At 67.5% G+C, this 21,575-nt stretch carries 15 protein-coding genes and 1 tRNA gene; 8 read left to right on the top strand and 8 right to left on the bottom strand.

Annotated elements, in window-relative coordinates; translation table 11 throughout:
• Positions 1-9: 9 nt before the first annotated feature.
• Together NQ036_RS06310 and NQ036_RS06305 are read right to left on the bottom strand one after the other, a co-directional pair.
• Positions 10-5,256 (bottom strand): ATP-dependent helicase, encoded by a 5,247-nt coding sequence (locus tag NQ036_RS06310; protein WP_257057737.1) that lies wholly within the window; start codon positions 5,254-5,256, stop codon positions 10-12.
• Between the two features lie 39 nt (positions 5,257-5,295).
• A complete protein-coding gene (locus NQ036_RS06305; protein ID WP_257048952.1) occupies positions 5,296-6,627 on the bottom strand; it encodes an ABC transporter permease in 1,332 nt (443 codons plus the stop codon).
• Positions 6,628-6,862: 235 nt separating this feature from the next.
• Between NQ036_RS06305 and NQ036_RS06300 the strand changes: the two genes are divergently transcribed.
• Positions 6,863-6,946, top strand: a tRNA-Leu gene (locus NQ036_RS06300).
• 79 nt (positions 6,947-7,025) lie between these two features.
• Here the strand turns inward: NQ036_RS06300 and NQ036_RS06295 are convergent.
• Positions 7,026-8,294 (bottom strand): tyrosine-type recombinase/integrase, encoded by a 1,269-nt coding sequence (locus tag NQ036_RS06295; RefSeq protein WP_257048954.1) that lies wholly within the window; start codon positions 8,292-8,294, stop codon positions 7,026-7,028.
• Positions 8,291-8,944, bottom strand: a complete 654-nt coding sequence (locus NQ036_RS06290) for a helix-turn-helix domain-containing protein (RefSeq protein ID WP_156366452.1) — start codon at positions 8,942-8,944, stop codon at positions 8,291-8,293. The genes NQ036_RS06295 and NQ036_RS06290 overlap by 4 nt, the downstream gene beginning before the upstream one ends.
• Before the next feature lie 97 nt (positions 8,945-9,041).
• Here NQ036_RS06290 and NQ036_RS06285 point away from each other — a divergent pair, with 97 nt between their 5' ends.
• From NQ036_RS06285 to NQ036_RS06275, 3 genes are all read left to right on the top strand, one after another.
• A complete protein-coding gene (locus NQ036_RS06285) occupies positions 9,042-9,260 on the top strand; it encodes a helix-turn-helix domain-containing protein (RefSeq protein WP_054686942.1) in 219 nt (72 codons plus the stop codon).
• Positions 9,261-9,352: 92 nt separating this feature from the next.
• Positions 9,353-9,640 carry a hypothetical protein gene (locus NQ036_RS06280; protein WP_054682425.1) on the top strand — a complete coding sequence of 96 codons (288 nt, stop codon included), beginning with the start codon at positions 9,353-9,355 and terminating at the stop codon, positions 9,638-9,640.
• Positions 9,637-10,689: a zeta toxin family protein gene (locus NQ036_RS06275; RefSeq protein ID WP_054682426.1), complete on the top strand. Its 1,053-nt coding sequence runs from the start codon at positions 9,637-9,639 to the stop codon at positions 10,687-10,689. Before NQ036_RS06280 ends, NQ036_RS06275 begins: the two co-directional genes overlap by 4 nt.
• Positions 10,690-10,736: 47 nt before the next feature.
• Here NQ036_RS06275 and NQ036_RS06270 read toward each other — a convergent pair whose 3' ends face one another.
• From NQ036_RS06270 to arsM, 3 genes are read right to left on the bottom strand one after another with little or no spacing between them, the layout of a single operon-like run.
• Positions 10,737-11,141, bottom strand: a complete 405-nt coding sequence (locus NQ036_RS06270) for an arsenate reductase ArsC (RefSeq protein ID WP_054682427.1) — start codon at positions 11,139-11,141, stop codon at positions 10,737-10,739.
• Entirely contained in the window at positions 11,138-12,250 is a 1,113-nt protein-coding gene (gene arsB, locus NQ036_RS06265; protein ID WP_257048958.1) for an ACR3 family arsenite efflux transporter, read from the bottom strand. The genes NQ036_RS06270 and arsB overlap by 4 nt, the downstream gene beginning before the upstream one ends.
• 25 nt (positions 12,251-12,275) lie before the next feature.
• Positions 12,276-13,100: an arsenite methyltransferase gene (arsM, locus tag NQ036_RS06260; protein WP_257048959.1), complete on the bottom strand. Its 825-nt coding sequence runs from the start codon at positions 13,098-13,100 to the stop codon at positions 12,276-12,278.
• Positions 13,101-13,187: 87 nt separating this feature from the next.
• On the opposite strand from arsM, the gene NQ036_RS06255 reads away from it, so the two are divergent.
• Entirely contained in the window at positions 13,188-13,571 is a 384-nt protein-coding gene (locus NQ036_RS06255; RefSeq protein WP_054682430.1) for a helix-turn-helix transcriptional regulator, read from the top strand.
• 53 nt (positions 13,572-13,624) lie between these two features.
• Here the strand turns inward: NQ036_RS06255 and mobF are convergent, their stop codons facing one another.
• Positions 13,625-17,089 (bottom strand): MobF family relaxase, encoded by a 3,465-nt coding sequence (gene mobF / locus NQ036_RS06250; protein WP_257057726.1) that lies wholly within the window; start codon positions 17,087-17,089, stop codon positions 13,625-13,627.
• Positions 17,090-17,294: 205 nt separating this feature from the next.
• On the opposite strand from mobF, the gene chrA reads away from it, so the two are divergent.
• From chrA to NQ036_RS06235, 3 genes are all read left to right on the top strand, one after another.
• Entirely contained in the window at positions 17,295-18,509 is a 1,215-nt protein-coding gene (chrA, locus tag NQ036_RS06245; RefSeq protein WP_257048962.1) for a chromate efflux transporter, read from the top strand.
• A gap of 72 nt (positions 18,510-18,581) precedes the next feature.
• Positions 18,582-20,540 (top strand): heavy metal translocating P-type ATPase, encoded by a 1,959-nt coding sequence (locus NQ036_RS06240; RefSeq protein WP_257048963.1) that lies wholly within the window; start codon positions 18,582-18,584, stop codon positions 20,538-20,540.
• Positions 20,537-21,274 (top strand): VIT family protein, encoded by a 738-nt coding sequence (locus tag NQ036_RS06235; RefSeq protein WP_373456828.1) that lies wholly within the window; start codon positions 20,537-20,539, stop codon positions 21,272-21,274. Before NQ036_RS06240 ends, NQ036_RS06235 begins: the two co-directional genes overlap by 4 nt.
• The last annotated feature ends 301 nt before the right edge of the window (positions 21,275-21,575 follow it).

Below are 21,575 nucleotides of genomic sequence, written 5' to 3'. Positions count from 1 at the left end.
TCCGTGCCCTTAATTCCCGTAGTAGCGCAGGCCACGCGGGGCCAGGCGCAGGCCGGCCCGTTGTAGGGCCTCGGCCCAGGGATGGCCCAGGGCCGGCCTGTCGTCGATCGTCTCCAAGACGAACCCCGGCAGCCGGTACCGGTCGAATGCGGCAAGCAGGGCCTCGGCTGCACGTCCCTGCCGTTCGGTGAAGGTCACAAGGTGCTTTCCGCCGCGGGCCAGCCAGGCGACCGCGCCCGCGTGCGGATCGAGGACGAGCAATGCGCCCGCGGCCCGGTTCGGTTTGGGGACATGTCGCCTCTCGTCCTCCGACCGGGGTGCGCCGTGCCCGGTCCCATCCCGTGTTTCGGATTCGGTCCACGTCCCCGCCTGCGGCCAGGCGAGCCCAACACCATAGGGATTGGCCGGGTCGTTGGCGGCCAACACATAGATGGCACCGGCGGTTGCCGCGGACTCCACCGGGCCCTCGAGTCCCTGCCACAGATCGCGCAGACGGTCCACCGTCTGGTGCTCGGCGTACTGACTGCCACCCAAACCCGCGACGAAGCGCCCGCGGATGGCCCGGCCCGCATCCTCGAAGGCGGTCAGCGCGCGGGCCAGGGCGGGGAATCCGCCGGGTACGGATTCGTGTACGGCGGCGGCCCGGGTGACGACGCCGTAGCGATCCAGCATGGCCTCGGCCCGCTCCACGATGCGCTCCTCGGCACTGCCGTCTGGACTCGACTCTGCGGTTGGACCGGCGCCGGCAGAGGCGATACCGTCCCCGTTGGCCTCATCGCCGAACCACGGTGATAGGGCCCAGCGGCCCCGCAGCCTGGGATCGGCCGCGGTTAAGAACGGATTGCGCGGTATCCGGCCGCCCCCACCGGCTTCGTGACCCGGACCGGCACCGCCGACCCCCGGTAGGGACCGGTATGCGGAGCCGTACGCGGAAGCGCCATAGCGGCCCGCGGCCCGGCCGGAGCGTCCCCGGCGACCCGAGCGCCGTGCACCGCGACCGGCGGTTCCACCCGCCGCTGAACCATGGGCGCCCCGCCCACTGCCGGCCGCTGCGAACTCGGCCAGGCCCCGCACCGGGCCGAAGGACTCCGTCGCCACTGCTCCGCGCGCGGCCAGGCCCCACAGGGCCCGGAACAGGGCGTCGGCGTCGAGTGGTTCGGCAGCAGTGGCCGAGGCCGAACCGGCCCTGGCGCCGGGTCCTGCCCCAGGGCCGGCTCCAGCGTCCACAGCATCGGCCCCGGTATCTGCCCGCCGGCCCAGTTCGGCGGCACTCCAGGCGCCGCCGCCGGCCAACACATCGAGGATCGCCTCCTGCAGCGGAGTCAGTGGTGCGGGGTCGACGGCCTGCACCGGTCCCAGGTCCTGTAGGCGCAGCGAGATGAGCGGCTCGGCAGCACCGGCTCCGGAGGCCCGGGCGCCCACCGCCGCGCCGCCGGCGAAGACGGGGACCCAGGTGACCGAGCCCTCGGCCAGCAGCTCGTCGAGCAGGTGCGGTCCATAGTCCGCAACTCGCGCGGGCAGGATCTGCGACTCCCACAGGGATGCGGGCAGAGCCAGGCCGTCCAACTGCTCGATCACCCTGGCCAGGCCATCGGCACCGTGCAAGGGGTGGGTGATGAACTGGCGTTCGAGTAGCAGGGAGGTGAAGGCCGGGGCCGGGGCCGGCCGTGTGGCCTCCCGCGCGGCGCGCAGGGCGGACCGTCTCACCCGGGCGAAGACCTCGGCATCGATCCACACCGCCGAGGGCCCGCCGGCCTGCTCGCGCGCTTCGCCGGGTGCCGCATGGGGGACCGTGTCCGGGACTTGGCCGTGCGCCCCGATCGCGATGAGTGTGCCGGAGTCGCGGAATCCGCGCAGGACAGGTTCGACAACGGCGGGTCCGAGTCCGAACGCCCGCGCCAGGGCCGAGGTCGTGAAGGTGCCGTGGGTGCGCGCGAAGCGGGCCACGAGATCGCCCATGGGGTCAGGGCCCGGGTTCAGGAATTCTGCGGGCAGTGTGGGTCGATCGACGCAGTCCACCCCGGCGACATCCGCTTCGGCACCGCCGGCCCCAGGAGTACTCGGTACGGTGTCCTCGCCCAGTGCCGCGCGCAGACGGCCCGCGTCCTCGGCTGCGGCCCAGGCGGTCTGCCCGGCGATCCGCACCGGAATCGCTCGTCCGGCGGAGGCCAGTTCGCGCACGTACCCGAAGACCTCCGTCCCCTCCTCATCCCGTAGCCGGGCGGCGAGCTGCGCGGTGTCCAGGGGCCCCAAGTCGCGCAGCAGATCGGCGACACCCTCCATGCCGCGCGCTCGCCGGTCGGGGGCCAGGCGTTGGAGTTCGGCCTCGATACGGGCCAGGATCCTGGGGTCCAGGAGCTTTTCGGCATCGGGGGAGCCCAGGAGTTCGGCCAGTAGGGCCGGGTCCAGGGCGAGGGCCCCGGCGCGGCGTTCGGCCAGCGGGCGGTCCGAATCGTAGAGGAACTCGCCCACATAGCCGAACAGTAGATCGCCGGCGAAGGGCGAGGGCACGCGCGTGTGTTTCACGTGAAACAGGATGCGTCCGGAGCCCAATTCCCGCATCAGATCCTGCAGCCCCGGCAGATCGTAGACATCGTGCAGGCACTCGCGCGCGGTCTCCGTCAGTATTGGGAAATCGGGAAACTCCGCCAGCGCCTCCAGGAGCTGTCCGGCCCGCTGGCGCTGCTGCCACAGTGGAGTCCGCTTGCCGGGATCCCGGCGCGGCAGCAAGAGGGCGCGCGAGGCGCATTCGCGGAACCGTGCGGCGAACAATGCGGATCCGCCCACCAGTCGTTCGATGCGCGGGGAGAGCGATTCGGGATCGAACTGGAAGAACCGCGCGTCCGGCACGGCGGCATCCGCGGGTATCCGGGCGACGATCCCGTCGTCTGCGGCCATGACCGAGGCATCCGATCCGTAGGCTGCCAGCAGGCGTTCCGACAGGGCCAGGGCCCACGGCGCGTGGACCCTTCGGCCGAAGGGCGAATGCAACACCAGGCGCTGATCACCGGTCTCGTCGGGGCAGACCTCCAGTACCAGATCGGTATCGTCGGGCACCACTTCCGTGGCCTCGCGCTGCTCGTCGAGGAAGCGCACGGTGTTCGCCCTGACCCGGTTCTCCCGGGCCCGCTCGGCGCCGGCCTCGGACTGCGTGGCGGGCTGCGTCGAGGCCATGCGGACGAAGGCGCCCATCGCCCGGCCCAGCGCCAGGGGCCGACCGGGCCCATCGCCATGCCAGAACGGCAGGCGCGAGGACCTACCGGGCGCGGGCACGACGACCACCTGATTCGTCGCGATCTCCTGGATCCGCCAGGCCGAGGCCCCCAGGGTGATGATGTCGCCGACCCGCGATTCGTGGACCATTTCCTCGTCCAGCTCACCGACGCGCCGGTTGCCGGTGTCCTCGACGCCGGCGGGCAACACCACCGAATACGCGCCGCGGTCGGGGATCGTTCCGGCGTTCGTCACGGCCAGGCGCTGGGCGCCGGGACGTCCGTGGAGTTCTCCGTTGGAGCGATTGAACACGATGGACGGCCGCAGCCCCGCGAACTCCCGGGTGGTCCAGGCGCCGGCCAACATTGCAAGCACGCTGTCGAAGGACCGGCGGGACAGGGCGGTGAAGGAATGGGCCCGGCGCACCGTGGCGAACCAGGAGTCCGCGGTCAGCGACGCAGCGGAGTCCGCGTCAGCGATCGCCACGGCTGACACCGTGTGCTGCGCCAACACGTCAAGGGGATTGCGGGGCGGGGACAGTGGCTCGAGCAGCCCCTCGGACATTCGCTCGGCGATCACCTGGGCCTGGACCAGATCGCGCCTGGTGCGGGGGAAGATCAGCCCACGGGCCACTCCGTCGACCCGGTGGTTCGCCCGGCCCACCCGCTGCAGGCCGCTGGCCACATCCGGCGGAGGGGCGATCTGGACGACCAGGTCGACCGCGCCCATGTCGATGCCCAGCTCCAGGGAACTGGTCGCCACGACGCAGCGCAGCTCCCCGGACTTCAACTGGTTCTCCACCAGCAGACGCTGTTCCTTGGATACGGAGCCGTGGTGGGCCCGGGCGATGATGGGCGATTCGGCCGCAGTTGTCGAAGTCGCCGCAGCCGTTGCACTGGCCGCCACGGAATCGCGTTCGGCCGACGGGCCCGAGGTCCGGCCGCCCTGGGGTCGGTCTCCATCCTCGGTCCTGCCTGTGGTCGGTCCCGAGGCGGAATGGCGCGCCTCGGGGAAGGGCTGCCCCAGCCTCTCGGCGTGCAGCTCGTTGAGCCGGGCGGCCAGACGTTCGGCCAGGCCGCGGGAGTTCACGAACACGATGGTCGAACCGTGGTCCAACACGCGATCCAGCACCTGGGCCTCGATATGCGGCCAGATCGAGCCGGCTCTGGCCGCCGCGGACTCGGACAGCTCGGATGTGCCGCCGGTTGAACCGCTGCCGGCTGCGATGTCGCCTAAGTCCTCGACCGCGACGATGATGTCCAGCTGCGGGGCCTTCGAGCCCTGGGGATGCACGATCCGCACCGGATGGGGCCCGCCCAGGAAAGCGGCGACCTCGGCCTCGGGACTGACCGTGGCCGACAGGCCGATGCGCTGCACGGGCGATCCGACCAGATCGTCCAGGCGCTCCAGTGATACAGCCAGGTGGGCTCCGCGCTTGGTCCCTGCGACCGAGTGCACCTCGTCGACGATGACGGTGTCGACCCCGCGCAGAGTCTCCCGTGCCCGCGAACTGAGCATCAGGTACAGGGACTCCGGGGTGGTCACCAGCATGTCAGGGGGCCGGCGGACCAGCCGCGCGCGCTCGTTCGGCGGAGTGTCGCCGGTGCGCATCCCCACGGAGATGCCGTGCGGGTCCAGGCCCAGTTCCGCCCGCCGGGCGTCGATCCCGGCCAGGGGGATACCCAGGTTCTTGCGCACATCGGCGGCCAGCGCCTTGACCGGGGAAATGTAGAGGACGCGGGTGCCGGCATTCCGCGCGCCCGCGGCGGTGGCCGAGGCCGCGGCGCCGGACTCGTCCAAGGCGGCACATGCGGTGGCAGCGGTAGCCGCTGCGGCCTCGGTTCCGCCGGCGGCCAGTCGGTCGATCGCGTGGAGGAAGGCCGCCAGGGTCTTGCCGGAGCCGGTCGGGGCGATGACCAGGGCGTTCTCGCCCGCGTCGATGGCGCGCCAGGCCTGCAGCTGCACGGGCGTGGGCGCTGCGAAGGCCGCGGCGAACCAGTCCCTGGTGGCGCGCGCGAACGGGAGTCCGGATGTGGTGTTCATCGTGCCGCCAGCCTAGCGCGGGGCATGGACACCGCCGTCTCAGTGACGCGGATGGCCCGCCCGCGGGGACTCGTCGATGTCCGGTTCGAGCGCGGATCCGAAGCCGAAGGCGTCGGAGGGCTGATCGTAGAGCTCCTCATCGTCGGCTTCCTGCTTGATGACGGTGCCCTCGGGGCCGGGTTCCAGATTGTAGCGGCCCAGGATCGCCTTGCGCTCCGCCTCGTGCAGGCGGCCGTTGGCGCGCTGTGCGTCCTGGAACATCGTGGTCCGGCCCCGCAGCATATGGCGGACGCGGCGGGCCTCCCAGTAGGGCTTGCCCACTATGGTCAGCAGGACGCCGATCACCAGATAGCAGGCCAGCATGATCCAGCCGCGGTTGTAGCCGGGGCCCACGTCGTAGACCAGGCGCTTGAGCATCTCCGTGATCCCCGAGCCCACCACCACGTGGTTGAGCCAGTTGAAGGGCTGGCCGATGAACCACTGCGGCATGGCGGCCCCGGATGCGGGGATCGATAGGAAGATGAACAGGATCATGGCGGGTGCAGCGATGAACCTGCCGAAGAAGTAGCTCAGACCGTTGACCGCGGTGCCGATCGCAATCGCCCAGCAGGCGCCCAGGCCCCACAGGGCCCAGAAGTGTCCGGTGATGGCGCCCAGCACCGGGTCGACCAGGATGCAGGAGATCCCGGTGAGGAAGACCGATCCGCCGACGATGATGGCGAAGCGGGTCATACGCCGCAGGGGCGCGCCCATCAGGCCGATGAACATGGCGGCCAGATAACCGGTGATGCACCAGGTGAGCATGAGGTACATGGGCGTCATGCCCATATCGCCGGCCGGCAGGGGAGCGATGTCCTCGATGGTGGCCGGGGCCTTGGAGAACAGCAGGGTGTCCAGGTACTTGGGCATCAGCGTGGTCAACTGCGCCTGATGGGCCGAGGCCATGATGAGGGTGTTCTTCTGGGCGTCATAGGCCGCCGCCACCTCGCCGGTGCGTACGTCCTCCCTGGCCGCGGCCTCGGACTTCGCAACGCTGAAGTCCCAGCCGCCGGGCATCGCCTTATCGGTGATCTCCTGGAACTGCGCGGCGGTGCTGCGCGAATCGGAGACGGAGTCGCCCACGACGGCCACCGGGACATCGTGTGGGGACAGGTGCTGGAAGCCGCCCACGTAACACAGGACGAACATGATCGCCATGAAGGCGGGCATCCAGAACTGCAGGAGTACCAGCTGCAGGGACGGATGCAGTTTGGCGAAGGCGCGGCGGAAGGCGTTCTTCTCCGGTGCAGCGTGGATGCGTGCCGGGTCGATGTCCTGGGCGGTCGGGGCGACTGAAACGACCGAGGGGGCTGGAGTGGAGGCCGGTGCCACGGGCTGAGCCGGGGATTGTTCTGGCGGCTGCTCTGAAGGCTGCTCTGCTGATGGTTCCTGTGGGGTAGGCGGCGTACTCATAACCTCAGAATATGTGTTGGGCCTGAACGTGCGCCGAAAATCGGTGGAGCTGTGCTCGAGGGCGGGGCGTTTATGAGGGATGATTCGGCACGGAAGATGTTGCCGGAACCCGATTTTGCATGGGCGCTGGAGTCGTGTAATGTTGGACGAGTTCGCGCGAGTGGCGGAATTGGTAGACGCGCTGGCTTCAGGTGCCAGTGATCGCAAGGTCGTGGGGGTTCAAGTCCCCCCTCGCGCACGAATGGAAAATGGCCTCTGACCTGGGGTTTTGAAAACCGGGCCGGGGGTCATTTTCATGCCATGTGCTGAAATATGTGCTAAGCGTTCCCGAGGTGCTGTGCGAAGCGGTCGGCTGCGGCTTTCTGCATCGTCGGGGTGACATGGCTGTAGATGTTCATCGTGGTGGTGATGGTGGAGTGCCCGAGGCGCTCCTGCACCACCTTGGGATGCTCGCCCAGCTCCAGCAGGAGCGTGGCGTGCGTATGGCGAAGCCCCTTGATCGTGACCCGCGGGAGGCTCGGGTGCTGCTTGCTCAGCCACTTCATGCGGCGATCCCAGCGGCTCGTCATCGCGTCGGGTGAGCGCAGCTTCCCGTCATCGTCACCGAAGACATAGGCGTCGGCTTTCGCCAGCTCGAACGACACCTCGGCGCGTGCGACCTTGTACGAGGCGAGCACCTTAAGGGTCGCGGCGTCCACGTCGATCACGCGGGCGTTGCCCGTCTTCGTGGTCTTCGTCTCCGTCCAGTCCTCGGTGTTGACCGCGCGACGGATGCTGACACGACCTGTTCTGGTGTTGATGTCGTTCCACTTCAGCGCGAGGGCTTCGCTGCGTCGCATACCGGTGTAGGCGATGAGCCGCCACAGCGGGAACATCTCGTCTTGCCGGTCGTCGCGGTTCCAGGTGAGGAACGTGTGCAACTGCTCGCCTGTCCAGGTGACGATCTCGGGCTTCTGCGCCCGCACCTCGCTCGATTTCGGCGCGTTGACGGTGCGGCGCTTCTTCGACGGGTTCACCGAGATCAGCCCGTCGTCGATCGCGGCATCGAGGATCGCTCCGAGCACGACATGCACCTTGTGGACGCTGTTGGCTGAGAGGGGCTTGCCCTTGCCATGCTCGTCCTTGCGGCCGTGCTTCTCCAGCTCTCGGTAGTGGGAGCCGATGCGGGTTGCGGTGAGCTTGTCGAGCTTGATCTTGCCGAGATCGGGGGTGATGTGGTTGCGGATGATCTTCCGGTACCCCTTGATCGTGGAGTCCGCCAACCGGAGGCTGTCGGCCCAGTGATCGGCGTAGACGGCGAGGGTGGGCACCTTGCCGAGGAACTTCTCGTTCTTCGCTTTCTTCTTCAATGCCTCGGTGAGGGCGGCCTGGGCTTCTTCGAGGTCGGTGAACCCGCCACGGGTGACTCGCTTCTCGCCCAGCTCGGGCTTCTCGGGGTCGATGAGCACATAGATCTGGAACTTCCACCGCTTGCCCTTGCGGGTCTGGTAGTCGCCCAGCGATCCCCGATGCCGCGACCTGGAACGCCGCTGCTTTTTCTCACCCCCGCCGCGCTCATCGGCACCGGATGGGGTCTTAATGGTCATGACAGGGTGCTCCTTGCTGTCGTCTGTCCGGGCTGGTGGGTCTGGGCGTAGTTGTCGATGTAGTCGGCGGCGTTGAACACGCGCCCCTCGGGATCGAGTTGCACGCCGCGTTCCCGGATCGCCCGCGCTCGCGCCCGCGCTGTCTCCAAGCGCTCCTGGTAGGCGGCAATCGTCTTGGGATGCGCCTGCGGCTTCTCAGGATCGTCCTGACTCGGTGCAGTCATGCCCGCGAGCGTGGTTTCGAGGTAGTGGATGCGGTCGGTGCAGATGACCCATTCCTGCTGCCAGTAGTTGAACAGGCCCTCGTCGGTGAGCACGAGTTCCCCGCGCATCCACCGGTCGATCTCCTCCGGCTCGTAGTCGTCGGGTACGCCGGTGAGCGTCGTCGCCTGCCCTGGCGGGGTCAGGAGCGCGGCGGGGCTGGTGCGCAGCAGGTAGGCGATGACGATGAGGTCGTCCACGTCGACGCGGCGGTCTCCGGCCTCTAGCTTGCTGATCCCCGACGGGGAGAGTTTCCGCCCGGCCTGTGCCATGCCGTCGGAGAGGGTGCGCAAGTCCATGCCGATCGCCTGCCGGGCGGTGCGGATGTTGTTGGCGACGTGCGTGTTCGTGATGCCTGCGGGGTTGCCCCGTACTCGTTCTGTTTCCATGTAAGAAATCTACAACGCGATGCTTGACATCGCAAGCCCGGTCGTTCTATCTTGGTATGCACCCCGCGCGCGCGTAACTGGAACGGATGGTGTGATGATGCGGCAGAGCACTCTCGACATGGAAGACTTGCGCAGGCGGCGCAGCCTGGTCATCACCCGGAAAGAAGCCGCCGAAGCCCTCGGGGTCGATCCCCGCACGATCACAACGAGCATCAACGAGGGCACGATCCCCTCGGTCAGGCTCGGCCGCCGGGTCGTGATCCCGCGCGAGAAGTTCCTCGCCCTGTTCGCCGATGTCCGCCCCGAGGACGGATGAGACGTTGCCGGGCGTGCCGAATCGGCACCACCGCCCTGGGCACGGTCAGTCGACCGCGGTAAACTCCTAGTAGATGAGGAACGGAGGAGCGCATGAGTGACACGATCCTGACCCAGCCGCCGCAGGCGCGGGCGGACTTCGAGCATGTCTCCGACGCGATGGTCTACGACATCGCTCGGCACACCGCTTCGGTGCTCTCCTCGATCCTCCTCACCCGCAAGAACGACGCCGCCGATGATACTGAGCGCGATCACTGGGCGGCGCGACGCCGCCTGGTCAAGAAGCAGGTCCGGGCACTGGACGCGGACGACCGGGCCGGGCTCATCGCACAAGACGAAGTGTGGCGGCTGGAAAAGCTCGCCCTCACTGGCACCGAGTGACCGAACCGGTCGGCTCCCACGCCTGGCTCGCCCAGGCCTTCGACGCTGACGTTCGCGACGAACTCTTTACCGGGCACGCTCCCGACCAAGCAGCTCCCGTTCTGGTGCTCCTCGGCGGGCAACCGGCGCCGGGAAAGACACGGGCACAGCGAGTGATCCTCCGCGAGCACGCCGCCGATGATCTGGTCGAGATCACCGGAGATGATCTGCGCGAGTACCACCCCGACTATGCGCGCCTGGCCGATCACGCACCATTGGAGATGCCCGCCGCGACCGCCCCCGTCTCGGGCGGCCTCGTCAGCCTGGCCCTGGACCACGCGCTCGCACATCGGTACTCGGTGCTGTTGGAGGGCACGTTCCGCGACGTGGGCATGGTCACCGCCACCGCGACCCGGTTCGCCGAAGCCGGGTACCGGGTCGAGGTCGTCGCGGTGGCGACCCCGGCGGCGGTCTCCCGACTGTCGGCGGAGATGCGTTCCCTCGACGCCGGATACCCGGCCGTGGGTCGCTGGACACCGCCCCAAGCTCACGAAAGCGCGCTGTTGGAGTCGGCGGGCGTTGTGGCCGCGCTCGAAGCGCTCCCGCACGTCCAACGGATGCAGGTGTTCTCCCGCGAACAGCTCCTGTTCGACAACACGCGCACCGACGCCGGGGACTGGGAACGGCCCGCTGAGGCGGCAGCCGTGCTTCGCCGGGAACAGCACCGCCCATTTAGGGTGCGCGAGGCGTTTGACTGGTTGCAGGGCTACGCCGCCGTCTTTGCCAAAGCCCAGGCACGCCCCGGCTACCTCGGACGGGAGACCGCTCCGGCCTACATCGGTCTCCAACGTGACGCGCAGACCATGATTCGCACCCTGAGTCAGACGCCCGGCGCGCCGCTCGGTCAACTGGAACGGGAACAGCGGGCACGGCGGAAGCCTCTGGAACGGGTGCTACCGACCGGGCTACTGCCGCCCCAAAGACGGCTCGCAGCGCCGCCTGAACTGCCAGACTGGCCGGAACACCCTGGCCCGACCAGCCGCCGCGAACCGCCGACCCTCGGACGGTAGGACAACCCATCCGAGAGACGAGCCCTCTGTATAGGCGCGATCTGGTGTCAGGTGAGCTCAGAAACGAGGTCGCGGATGCGGGATGCGATGTCGTCGCGTATAGCACGCACGGCGTCGAGGCCTTGGCCGGCGGGATCGTCGAGCTGCCAGTCCTCGTAGCGTTTGCCGGGGAAGATCGGGCACGTGTCGCCGCAGCCCATCGTGATGACCACATCGGCGGTCTCCACGGCGTCGATGGTGAGCAGCTTCGGACGCTCGGCCGTGATGTCGATGCCGACCTCACGCATCGCCTCCACGACAGCCGGATTGAGGTGATCGGCGGGTTCGGACCCGGCGGAGCGAACCTCGATGCGTCCCGCGGCGATGTGGGTGAGGAAGGCGGCGGCCATCTGGGAGCGTCCGGCGTTATGGACGCAGACGAACAACACGGACGGTATGGCTTCGGCGGTCATCGGGGGCTCGTTTCTGTCTGGTAGGGGTCGGTGTGGAACCAACGGCGTGCAGCCCACAGGGAGACGTAGACGAGACCGACAAGAACGGGCACCTCGATCAGCGGCCCGACCACCCCAGCGAGAGCCTGTCCACTGGTGGCGCCGAACGTGCCGATGGCGACGGCGATGGCGAGCTCGAAGTTGTTGCCCGCCGCGGTGAACGCCAGCGTCGTGGAGCGGGCGTAGCCGAGGCCGATGCCCTTGCCGAGCAAGAGGCCCGCGAACCACATGAGCGCGAAGTACACCAGCAGCGGCAGCGCGATCCGGGCCACATCGAGGGGATTCTGCGTGATCGCCTCGCCCTGGAGGGCGAAGAGCAGCACGATCGTGAGCAGCAGTCCATAGAGTGCCCACGGCCCGATGCGCGGGATGAACTTCTCTTCGTACCATTCGCGGTTGCGGTGCTTCTCGCCGATCCACCGGGTCGCGAACCCCGCGACCAGCGGCACACCAAGGAAGACGAGCACGTTGAGGGCGATCTGCCCCACCGAGACGTCCAAGCCCTGCGTGTCGAGGCCGAGCCAGCCGGGGAGTATCGTGAGGTAGAACCAGCCGAGCACGGAAAACATCACGACCTGGAAGATCGAGTTGATCGCCACCAGCACCGCTGTTGCTTCCCGGTCGCCGCAGGCGAGGTCGTTCCAGATCACGACCATCGCGATGCAGCGTGCGAGGCCGACGATGATGAGGCCGGTGCGGTACTCGGGCAGGTCGGGCAGGAATACCCAGGCGAGGGCGAACATCACCGCGGGGCCGAGCAGCCAGTTCAGCACCAGCGACGACGCCAAGAGCTTCTTGTCGCCGGTGACGGCGGCGATCTTGTCGTAGCGGACTTTCGCCAGCACCGGGTACATCATCACCAGCAGGCCCAGGCCGATCGGCACCGAGATGCCCGCGACCTCCATCCGGGCGAGCACGTCGGCCAGGGCGGGGATGAAGCGTCCGAGGAGGAGGCCGGCGATCATGGCCAGCCCGATCCAGACGGGCAGCCACTTATCCAGCGTCGACAACCGCCGCGTCGCCGCAGCCGCAGGCGCTGGAGTGTTCGTGGTGTTCTGGGGTGCGGGCATCGGGACGCTCTATCTCCTCGTCAGTTCAGTTGGTGGGTTTGGTGGCTCGGATGATCGCGGCGTGCATCCCGTCCGCGGCCTCGTGGGTGAACTTCACGCTCGCATCCGTGAACCCCGCCTTGTCGAGTCCGTCGAGGTACTCGGTCTGGGAGAGGGCTCCGGCGATGCAGCCGACGTAGGAGCCGCGTTCGGCCCGCTGCCCGGGGGTGAGGCGGTCTTCGGCGACGACATCGGAGACCCCGATCCGCCCGCCGGGGGTGAGGACGCGGAACATCTCGGCGAGCACGGCGGGCTTGTCGGTGGAGAGGTTGATGACGCAGTTGGAGATCACCACATCCACCGCCCCGTCCGAAAGCGGCACCTCCTCGATGGTGCCCTTGAGGAACTCGACGTTCTCCGCACCGGCCTCGGTCTTGTTCTTCTCGGCCAGGGCGAGCATCTCGTCAGTCATGTCCACCCCGTAGGCGAACCCGGTCGGCCCAACACGACGGGCAGACAGCAGCACATCGATGCCGCCGCCGGAGCCGAGATCGAGGACGCGTTCACCCTCGTGGAGCTCGGCGACCGCGGTGGGGTTGCCGCAGCCCAGGCTCGCCTCAACAGCTTCGAGGGGCAGACCGGCCGCGGTGGCCTCGTCGTAGAGGCCCGCGCCGAAGCTCCGCTCGGTCGGGGCGCAGCACGAACCCGAATCCGAGCCCGTGCCCTCGGCAGCAGGCACGCTCGAACAGCACGAGGTGACAGGCGTCTCCTCGATCAGGAGGTCGGCGTTGCGGGTGCCGCCGGTGACCGCGGTCGCGGCCTGGGCATAGCGGGCGCGGATCTGTTCGCGCAGCTCGGTGTTCTCGCTCATCATCTACTCCTCGGGATCGTGCATCTCTACGCATTGATACTCTTCGATGTATCGACAGTTGTCAATGCGTGCCGTAGGATCAGGATCATGACGACCTCATTACCGCTGATCGCGACTGATGCCGGAGGATGCTGCGCCCCGGTGACGGGCGGTGTGCTCGCGGTCGAGGACGCGCAGCGGTTGGCGCGGATGTTCAAGGCGCTGGGTGATCCGACCAGGGTCCGGTTGTTGTCGATGATCGCCGCGCAGTCCGACGGGGAGGCGTGCGTGTGCGATCTGACCGAGCCGGTCGGCCTCTCCCAGCCCACCGTCTCCCATCACATGAAGCAGCTCGTCGACGCCGGTCTCGTCACCCGCGAGCAGCGTGGCAAGTGGGCCTACTACGCGATCGTGCCCGAGATCCTGACCATGCTCGCGGCAGCTCTAGACCCGCAGACACTCGGAACCGGAATCCCGGCTTCCTCCTGCTGAGAGACAAGGAACTCTAGTCGAGGACCACCGTCGGTAGCCGCGTTCACGACAGATTAGAAGCTCAGGCCCGGTCCCTCGCGGCGGGGCGTGGTGCGGTGCTCCTGTTCGACATCGTGCAGAAGCGCGCGCTCCCGCTCGACACGCCGCGCCTCGCGCGCGGCCTGCTCAGACTGGCTCTGCTCGATCCTCGCCGTCGCCTCTGCAGGAGTGAGGGTGGCGAGCAGCTCGGCGTCCTCCCTTGCCTGTTTCGCCGCCTGTGCCGCCCGCGCCGCCTGCTGCGCGGGATTGGCGTTGAGGTAGTTCTCTCGATTGCGGTGCACTCTCTCAGTGCCGAACGCGCGCGCGTACGCTGCCAACCGAGCCATCTGCGCCTGCTCGGGCCGACCGACCAGGGCGTCGCGCGCTTCCCGGTGCTCGCGCTCAGCCTCGGTCACGCGGGAGTCGCCGTCGACCAACGGCCCGGTGACGCGCTGCATCCACGCCTCGCTGTTCTCGATCCACTTCGGCGGGCCGCCCCACTCGTCCGTGAGATGCTGGCGTGCCTGCTGGGCGCGAGCCTGCGCGGTTTCGTGGTCGGTGCGGGCACGACGCTTCCCGAACCACGACACCGCCTGTACTTGATCGGCTGCTCTCTGCTCGGCGGCGTCGGCATCCTGCCAGTCGCTCAGCGCCGCCTCTGCCGCTGATACGACCGGGGCGGCGACCTCGGCACGCACCTCAACGGCCCGCTGCCTTGCCGCCTCCTCGGCCGCGCGTGCCCTTTCCCGGCTAGCCGTCTCGCGTTCGCGGAGGTCGGCGAGGGCGGTGCCGACCTGCTGCCACCGTGCCGCCTGCACCTCGGCGGTCTGGGCGCGGTGCATCAGCGCGGCGATCTTCTCGTTGACGAACTTCACCGGCCCGTCGTCGGTCAGCCCAGCTACGGCTTCCGTGGCGCGCCGTGTGGCGGTGGTGAGGCCGCGGTCGGCGCGGTCGCGTGCCATCGCCTCGATGAACTGCGCCCGCGCATCCGCCTCGCTCTCCGCCACCACGTGCAACAGGTTGTGGTCGCGGCCTCGGGTCATGCCGACGTAGACGCTCGCGGCGCTCGTGGCGTCGGTGAGGAGCGTGTGCGCTCCCGTCACGGTTGCGCCCTGGACCCCGTAGGAGGTTGCCGCGTAGGAGAGGTGGGCGTGCTCGGCCACGTATGCGGCGGGTAGGCGGACGGTGTGCTGCTGTTTGCGCCCGTTCCCGTGTTCGCGGACGCGGAGCGCACCGTCGTCCTCGACGTGTTGCACGATCCATTGCTGCCGGTTCGCCACCCCGATACCGGAGTCGTTCTGTCGCGTCTGGATCAGATCACCCGCCCCGATAGCGAGATCATCGCTGCCGTAGACGGTGCGGGTATCGTCGACGACACCCTGAGCGACACGCACCTCGCGGATGGCGGCGTTGACGGTGCGGGCCTCGTCATTCGTGCTCACTGTCACCGCCTCACCATCCTCCGGCTGCCGGGCGACATGGGCGTGCGCGTCCTCGCCGCTGGCGTGGAGCCGTACAAGCCCCTCGGCGTTGAGTCGGTCGAACACATCGCCGGGGTCGGTGCCGTCGCGCATGCGCAAGGTGAGGTCGGCGTAGGCGGGGTCGGTGAAGCGGTGCACCTCGGCCATGTCGAACGTGCGACCCCGAATCTGCGCGGCCATGTCGAGCACCCCGCCACGACCGACCGCGGGAAGCTGCGCACGATCCCCAACGAGCGCGACCGTCGCTTTCGCTTCGGTGGTGATGGTGAGGAGGGCGAGGGCGGTGTCTTGGTCGAGCATCCCGGCCTCGTCCACGATCACCCGCTCACCCCGCGCAAGCCGCGCCTCCATGTTCGGGCCGTTGTAGGTGCGGCCCGTCTCGGGGTCGGTGTCGCCGGGGGTGAGGCGCGTCCAAACACCGTCGTCGTTCCAGCGCCAGCCGTGGGCGTGCACGAGCGCTGCAACACTCGTCGCGGGCACGCCGAGTTCGTCGTGCGCGACCTGCGCGGCACGCAACGTCGGCGCCACGACTCGAGCCGCCCGACCGTGCTGCGCTGCGACCTCGATTGCAGCGCCGAGCATCGTGGTCTTGCCCGCACCGGCCGCACCCTCCACGACCACAAGCGGATCACGCGACGCGACCGCGGCAGCCGCGATCGTCTGCCCGGCGTCCAGACCGTGCGCGTGCGCGGTCTCGTCCAGGTCGGGGTGACGCGGTTCGCGCTTCGGTGCGCACTGGGTGAGGAGGTCGCGCAGCTCGGTCTCGGCCTGCACCACCCGCACGCTCGTGAGGTGCGCAACATGCTCGGGCGTCGGTGCGCCGGGCGGGAGGATCGATAAGCAATCCTCCAACACCAACCCCGTTGCGATACTGACGAACTCGCGTATCTCGGCAGGGGTGGCGTGCACGCCGTAGTCGGTCATGACGCGAGTCGCGTGCCCCTGCACGCTGTGCCGCGTCCACGCCGACCCGCCTGCCGCGCAGCGATCGAGTGCACGACTCGCCACCTCTTGCACGGAGAGGTCATCGAGCGATACCCGTGCACGTGGGGCGGGGCGTTGCAACGTGTCGGGGTCGTAGCCGGCCTCCCGTAACTCCGCGATCCACGCCTGTTCCTCGTGCAGGGTGGTGGTCTTCTTCGCGGGGCGCTCGTGCGCCCACGCTTTCGCCGCGAGGCGGGCGGAGACGACCGGCCCCATCGTCTCGCCCGGATGCGCCGCCTCCCATTCGGCCTCGAACCGTTCCAGATGCTTGCGCACCTGCTCGCCGCGTTTGCTCATCACGGGGTTGAACCGTTCGAGCTCGACCACCTCACCCGTCATGGTGTCGAGGGTGAGGCTGTGCCGGTCGAGCACCTCGGCGAGCTCGGGGTGCGCGGCGATGACGGCGGTGCCGAGGGCACGGATCGCTCCCTGCTGCTTGAATAACGCCGCCGTATCCAAGGCGCGCCATTTCCCGGCCGCTTGCACGCGGGTGCCGATCTGGAAATGGATATGCCGATGCGGATCACCCGCACGGCTCGTGCGGTGCGACACGGCAACCGTCTGCACCTCGCGGGCGGGCACGACCTCCTGCTTCCCGCGAGGGCCGACGCGAGTAACGGAGTGCTGGGCAATCCATCGCCGAATCTCCGCCACGGCATCCTGTTCCGCCAGGTCGAGGGCATCGGAGACCTCCGGGTGGAGTGCGGCGGCGATCGACAAAGACTTGGGGGCGTTGACGACCATCTCCGCGAACCGCGGCGATCCCTGCCGCCCCTGACCAGGCAGTCGCGGCTTTCCCATCGACTCGCCCGTGACCGGGTTCACCCAGTCCACCCATCCGGCGTAGGCCTCCGGGTCGAGCCCGAGAGCAGCGGTGACGTTGCCCTTACTGTCGAGGGTCGTGAACTGCGCGACAGAGGCGTCGTCCCCGAGGTAGTAATCGTCAGCGCGGGAACGGTCAGCTTCGACATAGCGGCGCGCGTCGGCTCCGGTTCTCCGGAACAGGATCACGCCGCCATGCATGAGGACCACCACCTGATGTTTCTAATACAGAAACTGTGTTACCTACCACGGTAACATACGTTCATTCAGAAGTCAGCAGAGCGATCTTAGAATCGCACTGTGCGACACGGAAGGTTCGCGTAAGTCGGTGACGGCTTCTGAGCCGCGAGTGAACACTGCGTGAATGCAGCGCGGCGAGTAGCGCCAGTCCCGGACGGTGCCCCATTCTGAGTAAGAAATGTTATCCGCAGAAGGTGGCCGTCGAACCGACTTTGGCGCGCCATTGCTGGTCCTTCTGGTGTTCTTGAGGTTAGGGTGCACGTCGTTCGGTGGCCCGGTCGCTCATCTTGGATATTTTCGAGCAGAGTTCGTCGAGCGACGCAGGTGGCTGGGTGATCGCGCGTATGCGGATCTTGTCGCATTGTGCCAGTTTCTTCCCGGCCCGGCATCAAGCCAGGTCGGCATGGCGATCGGTTTGCAGAGAGCTGGAATACTCGGTCTTGTCGCGGCATGGCTCGGGTTCACACTGCCATCTGCGGTATTGCTGTTCGGGTTCGCGCTCGGCGTATCGACCCTTGGCGACGTATCGCAGGCTGGATGGGTGCTGGGCCTGAAGGCTGCGGCGGTCGCGGTCGTGGGTCATGCTGTGCTCGGGATGGCAAAGTCACTCACGCCTGATGCGCGACGAGCGACGATTGCTGTCGGGGTGCTCACTGTCGTGCTGCTCGTACCCGGCCCGCTGACGATGTTCGGCGCGATGGCCTTGGCCGGGATCGCGGGGTTCTTCGTCTGTCGATCCCCGAGCACGGCCGAGAACGATGAACCGCGTTTCCGGGTGCGCCTGCGGCCCGCAGTCGGATGGTTGAGCCTGGCTGTGTTCGTCATGCTGCTCGCAGGGTTGCCGATTCTTGCTGCGTTCACCGGCAACGCCACGGTAGGCCTGATTGACACCTTCTATCGTGCGGGGTCGCTCGTGTTCGGCGGCGGGCATGTCGTGCTCCCGCTTTTGCAGGCTGAGACAGTGCAGACTGGACTGGTGGAGCCGGGTGCGTTCCTCGCGGGGTATGGTGCCGCGCAGGCGGTGCCAGGGCCGCTGTTCACCTTCGCCGCGTTTCTCGGAGCGGTCACCACGAGCGGCCCGAGTGGGCTGCTCGGCGCATCCATTGCGCTGCTCGCGATCTTTCTGCCGTCTGCGCTGCTCGTGATGGGGGTGCTGCCCTTCTGTGAGCGGTTGCGTCGTGCGCCGAGAGTGCAGCGTGTGCTGACGGGCGTGAACTCCGGAGTCGTCGGGCTGCTTGCCGCCGCGCTGTACGACCCCGTATTCACCGCGGGTGTCACGAACGCCGCATCACTCGTCGTCGCGGCACTCGCGTTCGTCGCACTCACGTCCTGGAAAACACCGGCATGGGCGGTAGTGCTCGGGGCCGCAGGAGCCGGGGCATTGCTGCTCTGAATGCGCTACGCGGATACTCAGACGAGGCTGGCCTGCAATGCGAGAAGCGTGCCCGCCTGGGAGGATTGAAGCATGAGCCGTTTTTCATCTCTGGTCAGGGCATATCCACTCGTGATCGCAACACTGTTGGTGGCTATGATCGGGTTGGTTCTCTTAGCGACTCCGGCCAGTGAGTCGGCCAGCTGGATTGTGGGTGCGTATGCGCTCGTGATTGCCGGGTGGGAGGCGGTCGGGATGATCCGGCAGCTCATCCGAGGGCACGCCGGGCTCGACATTCTTGCGGTGACGGCAATCACCGCTGCAGTGCTCGTTGGGGAGCCGTGGGCGGCGCTCGTGGTGGTGCTGATGCTCACCGGCGGGGCGGCCCTCGAAGATTACGCTGAGAACCGTTCGAAGCGGGAACTGACCGCGCTGCTGCGTAAGGCACCCCAGCAGGCCACGCGCATTCTCGCCCCAAGCGCACTCGGCGCGGACATGCACGGGCATACTGCCGAGGTCACGACCGAGGACATACCGGTCGAAGAAGTCGAGGTGGGTGATCTGTTGTTGGTGCGGCCGGGTGCACTCGTGCCTGTGGACTCGATCCTCGTCTCCGAGCACGCCGTGTTCGATGAGTCGTCATTGACCGGTGAAAGCCTGCCCGTTGAGCGTGACGCGGGAGAGAAAGTGTCGAGCGGTGCGGTGAATGGACAAGCCGCAGTCACCATGCGGGCCGCGGCTCCGGCCGCCGAGAGCGAGTATCAGCAGATTGTTCGGCTCGTCGAACAGGCCGCGGGCAGCAAAGCCAAAGTCGTGAGGCTCGCAGATCGGTACGCGGTGCCGTTCACAGTGCTCGCGCTCGTGATCGCTGGGATCGCGTGGGCGGTCAGTGGAGAGGCTGTCCGGTTTGCCGAGGTGCTGGTGGTGGCGACGCCATGCCCGCTGCTGATCGCCGCGCCGGTCGCATTTCTCGGGGGCATGAGCCGTGCCGCGAGGTTCGGGCTGATCGTGAAGGGTGGCGGCACTCTCGAACAGCTTTCACGAGCCCGCTCGGCGGCATTCGATAAGACCGGCACCATCACTACCGGCAAACCGGTGCTCGAACGCATCCTGCCCGCCGCCCGCACCGGCAAAGACGAACTGCTGCGTTTCGCAGCCTCAGCGGAGGTGTACTCCTCCCATGTGCTCGCGGGCTCCGTCGTGCAGGCCGCGAAACAGCACGGTCTGTCGCTCATCGAAGCCGAACATGCCGAGGAGATCGCGACGAACGGAGTCGCGGCTGTGCTCCGCACTCCTGACGCATCTGAGGCAGTGACGGTTCGTATCGGCAAGCCCTCCTGGGTGCGCGATTCCGCGCCCGACCTCGTGCTGGCAGACCTTGCTCCAGGGGAACTCGCGATCTACGTCTCGGTCGATGACCGCTTCGCCGGAGCCATCGTCATGCGCGACCAAGTGCGCGAAGAAGCAAGCCAAGCGCTCCAAGATCTGGGCGAACTTGGCATCGTGCGCACGCTCATGGTTACCGGAGACGTTGCAGCCACCGCCGAACCCATCGCACAGCACCTTGGAATCGGCGAGGTGCACGCCGAGTGCCGCCCCGGCGACAAAGTTCGCATTGTCAGTAGCGTGCAGCCCCGCCCGCTCATCATGGTCGGTGACGGCCTCAACGATGCCCCAGTGCTCGCTGCTGCGGATATTGGCTTTGCGATGGGGGCGCGCGGTGCAACCGCAGCATCGGAGTCTGCGGACATCGTGAACCGCTACGACACACTCTCGGCCCTGCCGCGCGCGGTGAGCATCGGCAAAGACACCGTGCGCATCGCATTGCAAAGCATCTGGCTCGGCATCATCATCAGCGTCGGCCTCATGCTCATCGCCGCCTTCGGGTTCCTCCCCGCACTCCTCGGCGCGTGGCTGCAAGAAGTCGTTGACCTGGTGGCCATCCTCGGCGCACTCCGTGCAGTCGGCCCACGATCTGAGCGAATCACACGATCATCACCAGTCGCATCGACGGAACAACTTCACTTCAGCACGACCCAAGACAGGAAATGAACAATATGGCATCCGGATCAAGCACCACGCCGCATCCCGGCGAAGCCCACCTGCAGAACGTGGGCCAACGTTTGAACTGGCTACGTGCAGGGGTGCTCGGCGCAAACGACGGCATCGTCTCTACCGCGGGTGTCGTCGTCGGTGTCGCTGCCGCTACACCAAACAACGTACTGGCAATCGCGACGGCCGGTATCGCCGCCGTAGTTGCCGGGGCGTTCTCAATGGCTGGCGGAGAGTATGTTTCGGTGAGCACCCAACGCGACACAGAGAAAGCGCTCATCGCAAAAGAACGGTGGGAGCTCGAAACCATGCCCAAGGAGGAGCTTGAAGAACTCACCGAGCTCTATCGACAGCGGGGCCTCTCAGATGACCTCGCACATCAGGTCGCGGTGCAGCTTACCGAGACGGACGCTCTCGCCGCTCACGCAGAGGTCGAACTCGGAATCGACCATGAAGAGTTCACAAGCCCGTGGGCAGCCGCCGTGTCATCGTTCATTGCGTTCGCCGTTGGAGCGCTGATCCCACTCATCATGATCTTGCTCCCCGTCGGCGGACACCGAGTTTGGATCGCAGCCATCGCAGTTGTGATCGGCCTCTTCCTCACCGGTTGGATCAGCGCTGCGCTCGGTGGCGCGCCGCGCGGTCGCGCAATTCTCCGGAACGTGGTCATGGGCTCAGCGACCATGATCGCCACATACGCCATTGGGGCACTCTTTGGCGTGGCCATCGGATAGGCCGCTTCTCGTGATCCGGCCCGCTTTCATGTGCTAACTCATGTGCTACCGACGCTGCTAGGTTGTGAATCGCGGTGCAGTTATCCACAGGTGGGCCTCGCAGAAACCGCGGAATCATGCGGCAGAACGCCGATTCACGATTTCGTGTGCGAGGGGGAACGGATCAGTTCAAGTCCCGTTACCTTTTTAGTAGCCCTGGTTCGTGACAGGATCAGGACTGCTGGCCCGTCGGGCCCGGCATGACTTATGCCCCCAGTCATTGATGATCCGGGGGGTGTTGTCACCGGGTTCCGATAGGCAT

Source organism: Brevibacterium sp. 91QC2O2 (genome assembly GCF_024580695.1).
Lineage (GTDB): Bacteria > Actinomycetota > Actinomycetes > Actinomycetales > Brevibacteriaceae > Brevibacterium > Brevibacterium moorei.
The sequence above is the reverse complement of the archived record's forward strand: the minus strand, read 5'-3'. Positions and strand labels throughout refer to the sequence as shown.

Bases quoted from the DNA above. Each gene is read 5' to 3' on its own strand.
- NQ036_RS06310 (WP_257057737.1), bottom strand. From the start codon at position 5,256: ATGAACACCACATCCGGACTCCCGTTCGCGCGCGCCACCAGGGACTGG.
- NQ036_RS06295 (WP_257048954.1), bottom strand. From the start codon at position 8,294: ATGACCATTAAGACCCCATCCGGTGCCGATGAGCGCGGCGGGGGTGAG.
- NQ036_RS06290 (WP_156366452.1), bottom strand. From the start codon at position 8,944: ATGGAAACAGAACGAGTACGGGGCAACCCCGCAGGCATCACGAACACG.
- NQ036_RS06285 (WP_054686942.1), top strand. From the start codon at position 9,042: ATGCGGCAGAGCACTCTCGACATGGAAGACTTGCGCAGGCGGCGCAGC.
- NQ036_RS06280 (WP_054682425.1), top strand. From the start codon at position 9,353: ATGAGTGACACGATCCTGACCCAGCCGCCGCAGGCGCGGGCGGACTTC.
- NQ036_RS06270 (WP_054682427.1), bottom strand. From the start codon at position 11,141: ATGACCGCCGAAGCCATACCGTCCGTGTTGTTCGTCTGCGTCCATAAC.
- arsB (WP_257048958.1), bottom strand. From the start codon at position 12,250: ATGCCCGCACCCCAGAACACCACGAACACTCCAGCGCCTGCGGCTGCG.
- arsM (WP_257048959.1), bottom strand. From the start codon at position 13,100: ATGAGCGAGAACACCGAGCTGCGCGAACAGATCCGCGCCCGCTATGCC.
- NQ036_RS06255 (WP_054682430.1), top strand. From the start codon at position 13,188: ATGACGACCTCATTACCGCTGATCGCGACTGATGCCGGAGGATGCTGC.
- chrA (WP_257048962.1), top strand. From the start codon at position 17,295: ATGTTATCCGCAGAAGGTGGCCGTCGAACCGACTTTGGCGCGCCATTG.
- NQ036_RS06240 (WP_257048963.1), top strand. From the start codon at position 18,582: ATGAGCCGTTTTTCATCTCTGGTCAGGGCATATCCACTCGTGATCGCA.
- NQ036_RS06235 (WP_373456828.1), top strand. From the start codon at position 20,537: ATGAACAATATGGCATCCGGATCAAGCACCACGCCGCATCCCGGCGAA.